Origin of the sequence: Buchnera aphidicola (Pemphigus obesinymphae), assembly GCF_026122815.1 — a bacterium.
In the GTDB taxonomy this organism is placed as follows: Bacteria; Pseudomonadota; Gammaproteobacteria; order Enterobacterales; family Enterobacteriaceae; genus Buchnera_C; species Buchnera_C aphidicola_BJ.
Window position 1 is genome coordinate 1 of record NZ_JAIWQW010000021.1, and the last position, 4,092, is coordinate 4,092.

Below are 4,092 nucleotides of genomic sequence, written 5' to 3' on the forward strand. Positions count from 1 at the left end.
GAAGATAATAGTTTTTCTTCTAATTTATCAAATAAAATCACGTCAACTTTATTTTTAGAAAAAATATTTTTTATCTCTGAACCTAAATAATCTCTTGTTTTTTTTAATTGTATTCTTAACTTTTCCACAAAATTACTTTTACATAAAATGTCATTATTATTTAATTTTGATAAATTTTCCCCCGCATTAATTTTTTCATAATTTTTTTTACTTTCAATTTTTATTTGATTTAATTTATAATTACTAGAATCACAACTTGATTTTTGAAAAACATCTATTACACTATTATTTGATGTTTTTTTGGGTAAAACACTAGACTTGTCCAATATGTTTTTGTTCAAAACATGATTAGGTTGTTTTTTATTCTCAATAACGTTATTTTTATTTTCTAAAACAATCTTTTTTTTCTTTTTTATAAAAGAAAAAAAATTTAAAAAAAAATTTTTTTTCACTTCTTCACCTTAATATGTAAAATATACAAAAATTCACATTAATTAAAAAATTAATTTATTAATAAAATAAATATTTTAATTAATAATAAAATCTAACAAAAACAGATATATAATTAATAATGAAAAAAAATAGCAACTTACGTATTATTTCTGGAAAATTTAAAAATAGACGTATACCTGTAATTAATGAAAAAAAACTAAGACCAACTACTAATAAAATTAAAGAAACATTATTTAACTGGTTAAATAAAAAAATCAAAAATGCTAATTGTCTTGATTGTTTTTCTGGAAGTGGAGCATTAGCTATAGAAGCTATATCACGTGAAGCAAAATACGTAACTCTACTAGAAATAAATAAAAATATGATACAACAAATTAAGTATACCGTAAACAAATTAAAAATATCAGAAATAGACATTATTCACACTGATACCTTAAAATGGTTAAAAAAAAAAAACTTATGATGTTGTTTTCCTTGATCCTCCTTTTTATAATACTATATTAGAAAATACAATTTTTCTTTTAGAAAACAATAAATGGTTAAAAAACAAATCATGGATATATATAGAACAAGAAAAAATAAAAAAAAATATATATATTCCAAAAAATTGGATTTTAAAAAAAGAAAAAATAACCGGAAAAGTTAAATATTGTCTTTATATACGTAGAATTCATTATTTTATAGAATTAAAAAATAAAAATAAAATTTAAAATAAAAAATACACAATGTAATATAAAAATGTAACTAAAAATAAATAAAAATTTATCACTTTTTATACCAGTAATATCATAAAAATATGAACACTTAATTTAAAAATAAAATATTTCACTTCTAATAAAATAAAAGAACATGATATTATCTAGAATGTTGACTTAACATATTTTATACTCATAATTATTTTTTATATATTAAATATAATTTACTTGATGTATCACTTACAACTTAAATAAGATTTAAATTTATGCCTATAAAAATATTAGTACCCACAGCCACTAATTTAACTAACTTTAAAAAAGATCCCATCTCTGCCCTTTCTTCAGCCAAAGAAGGAGCGTTGGCAATTTTACAAAACAATATTCCTATCATGTACGCAGTAACTCCTTCTTTCCTTAACAAGTTATTTTCGATAAATAATTTATTTCAGGAACAAAAAAAAAATATTGTTAAAAAAAATATTATTAATAAGACATATTCAAAAAATGTACCAATGGGAAAATTTACAATGTATCAGGAATGGAAACCGGATCCAGATTTTTTAAAACAAGCGGCTATCTGGGGAATTACTTTACATTCACCGATTTCTCATTCTGAATTAGCACTATTTATATCCTATTGGCAAGCTGAAGGAAAATTCTTTCATCACGTACAATGGCAACAAAAATTAGCAAGAAGTGTCCAACAAAGCAGAATATTAAATACAATATATAAAAAAAGAAATATTAATGATTTACCTAAACCTGATAAAAAGACACCTGAAGGTTTTCGAGGACAATAATGAAAAATTATTCCATGTTTTTAAAACGTCTACAACGTATTATGCCTAACCATATAAAGCCTAAATTTAATAATGATGACGACCTATTAGCATGGAATCAAGCAGAAGGCCGATTATCGTCAAAATTAATTGTAAGAAAAAATCGTGCAATGAAAATGCAACGTATCCTTGGTCGTTCAGGCATCCGAGAACTATATATGAACTGTTCTTTCGATAATTATCGTATTCAACACGAAGGACATCAAAAAGTAGTTACTGCAGCAAGAAGATATGCCGAAGATTTTAATGGTAATATTGCTAGTTTTATATTTTCAGGTCGTCCTGGCACAGGAAAAAATCATTTGGCATCAGCAATTGGTAATCATCTTATATTAAATGGTAAAAATGTATTAATAGTTACGGTAGCAGATCTTATGTCCAATATGAAAGGAACTTTCAGTGGAACTAGTAATATAACAGAAGAAAATTTATTACATAACTTAAGCAGTGTAGATTTATTAATGATAGATGAAATAGGTATGCAAACTGAATCCCGATATGAAAAAGTAATTATCAATCAAATCGTAGACAGACGATCTTCTTCTAAACGTTCTACCGGAATGTTATCAAACTTAGATCATAAAGGTATGAAAACTTTACTAGGAGAAAGAGTGATCGATAGAATGCGAATAGGTAACAGCTTGTGGTTAACTTTTGAATGGGATAGCTATCGAAAATACATTAAAGGAAACGAGTATTAAATAAAAAAACTGTTAATATATTCATTACCTATTTCAAAAAATATTTATTTTTGTCTCGATACATACTCTCCAGAACGAGTATCTATTTTAATAACATCATTCTCTTGAATAAAAAGTGGAACCTTTACTACTGCACCAGTACTTAATTGTGCGTATTTACTAATACGACTAATGCTATCACCTTTAATTTCCGGATTTACATTTGTTACCTTTAACTCAACGAAATTGTTCATTCCTACTGTTATGGGCTGATTATTCCATAAAGTAACCAAATAATTATTTTGTTCTAATAACCATTTACAATTTTCGCCTAATATTTTCTTATGCACCGATACTTGTTCAAAAGTATTATTATTCATAAAAATGAAATGATCTATATCACGATATAAATATAATAAAAATATATCTACAATATTCGCTAATTCTAAAAAATCTGTAGATTTAAACGTTTTCTCAATTAATTTACCAGTTAATAAATTTCGTAATTTTACACGAGCAAATGCTTGACCTTTACCTGGTTTGACTAATTGATTAGAGTTTATAACATGAGGTTCTTGATTAAATATAACCTTTAAACCTGCACGTAAATTACTACTAGTATATGTAATAATCATAAATTTTTATTTAACATCATATCTATTATTAAAAAATGAATATTTTATTAACAAAATATTTCTCTCCTAATACTATAAATTGTATTTAGGAGAGAAATTATAATTTTTTTAAAAAAAACTACATCATACCGCCCATACCACCCATTCCACCAGCAGGTGACGAACTTAAATCAGATTTTTCTTCTTTTGGTAAATCAGTTACCATACACTCTGTTGTAATCATTAACCCAGCAACCGAAGAAGCATATTGTAATGCTGATCTTGTTACCTTAGTAGGATCCAATATACCAAATCCTATCATATCACCATATTTATCAGTAGCTGCATTATAACCATAATTACCTTTACCATCTTTAACGTTATTAGTTACTACAGATGGTTCTGCACCTGAGTTAGAAACAATTTGACGTAAAGGAGTTTCCATAGCTCTAAGAGCAACACGAATTCCTACGTTCTGATCTTCATTTTGACCTAATATACTAGAAATTTTTTGAGCGACACGGACTAAAGCAACACCACCACCAGGAACAACACCTTCTTCAACCGCTGCACGAGTAGCATGTAATGCGTCTTCTACACGAGCTTTCTTTTCTTTCATTTCTACTTCTGTAGCAGCACCTACTTTTAATACAGCCACACCACCTGATAATTTAGCTAAACGTTCATTTAATTTTTCTTTATCGTAATCAGAAGTAGCTTCTTGAATTTCTTGACGTATTTGAGATACTCTATTTTTAATAGAATATTTTTCACCTATTCCACCAATGATAGTAGTTGTATCTTTATTAAT

4 protein-coding genes and 2 pseudogenes are annotated in these 4,092 nt (G+C 26.2%); 3 read left to right on the plus strand and 3 right to left on the minus strand.

Going from position 1 to position 4,092, the window contains the following annotated elements; translation table 11 throughout:
* Positions 1 to 452: pseudogene (locus LDP10_RS02705) on the minus strand (hypothetical protein); the annotation flags it as partial.
* Between the two features lie 119 nt (positions 453 to 571).
* On the opposite strand from LDP10_RS02705, the pseudogene rsmD reads away from it, so the two are divergent.
* From rsmD to dnaC, 3 genes and pseudogenes are all read left to right on the plus strand, one after another.
* Positions 572 to 1,163: pseudogene (gene rsmD, locus LDP10_RS03520) on the plus strand (16S rRNA (guanine(966)-N(2))-methyltransferase RsmD).
* A 251-nt stretch (positions 1,164 to 1,414) separates the two neighbouring features.
* Positions 1,415 to 1,948, plus strand: coding sequence for a primosomal protein DnaT (gene dnaT / locus LDP10_RS02720; protein WP_265197214.1), 534 nt, complete (start codon positions 1,415 to 1,417; stop codon positions 1,946 to 1,948).
* Entirely contained in the window at positions 1,948 to 2,688 is a 741-nt protein-coding gene (gene dnaC / locus LDP10_RS02725; protein ID WP_265197215.1) for a DNA replication protein DnaC, read from the plus strand. Before dnaT ends, dnaC begins: the two co-directional genes overlap by 1 nt.
* Before the next feature lie 44 nt (positions 2,689 to 2,732).
* On the opposite strand, the gene efp is transcribed toward dnaC, so the two are convergent.
* Together efp and LDP10_RS02735 are read right to left on the minus strand one after the other, a co-directional pair.
* On the minus strand, positions 2,733 to 3,299 hold the full coding sequence (gene efp, locus LDP10_RS02730) for an elongation factor P (protein WP_265197218.1): 567 nt from the start codon (positions 3,297 to 3,299) through the stop codon (positions 2,733 to 2,735).
* A gap of 121 nt (positions 3,300 to 3,420) precedes the next feature.
* Positions 3,421 to 4,092 (minus strand): TCP-1/cpn60 chaperonin family protein (locus LDP10_RS02735; protein WP_321160500.1); only part of this gene is annotated, 672 nt, incomplete at its 5' end.

What these genes read in the sequence shown, in the direction of transcription:
- dnaT (WP_265197214.1), top strand. Translation starts at nt 1,415, where the DNA reads ATGCCTATAAAAATATTAGTACCCACAGCCACTAATTTAACTAACTTT.
- dnaC (WP_265197215.1), top strand. Translation starts at nt 1,948, where the DNA reads ATGAAAAATTATTCCATGTTTTTAAAACGTCTACAACGTATTATGCCT.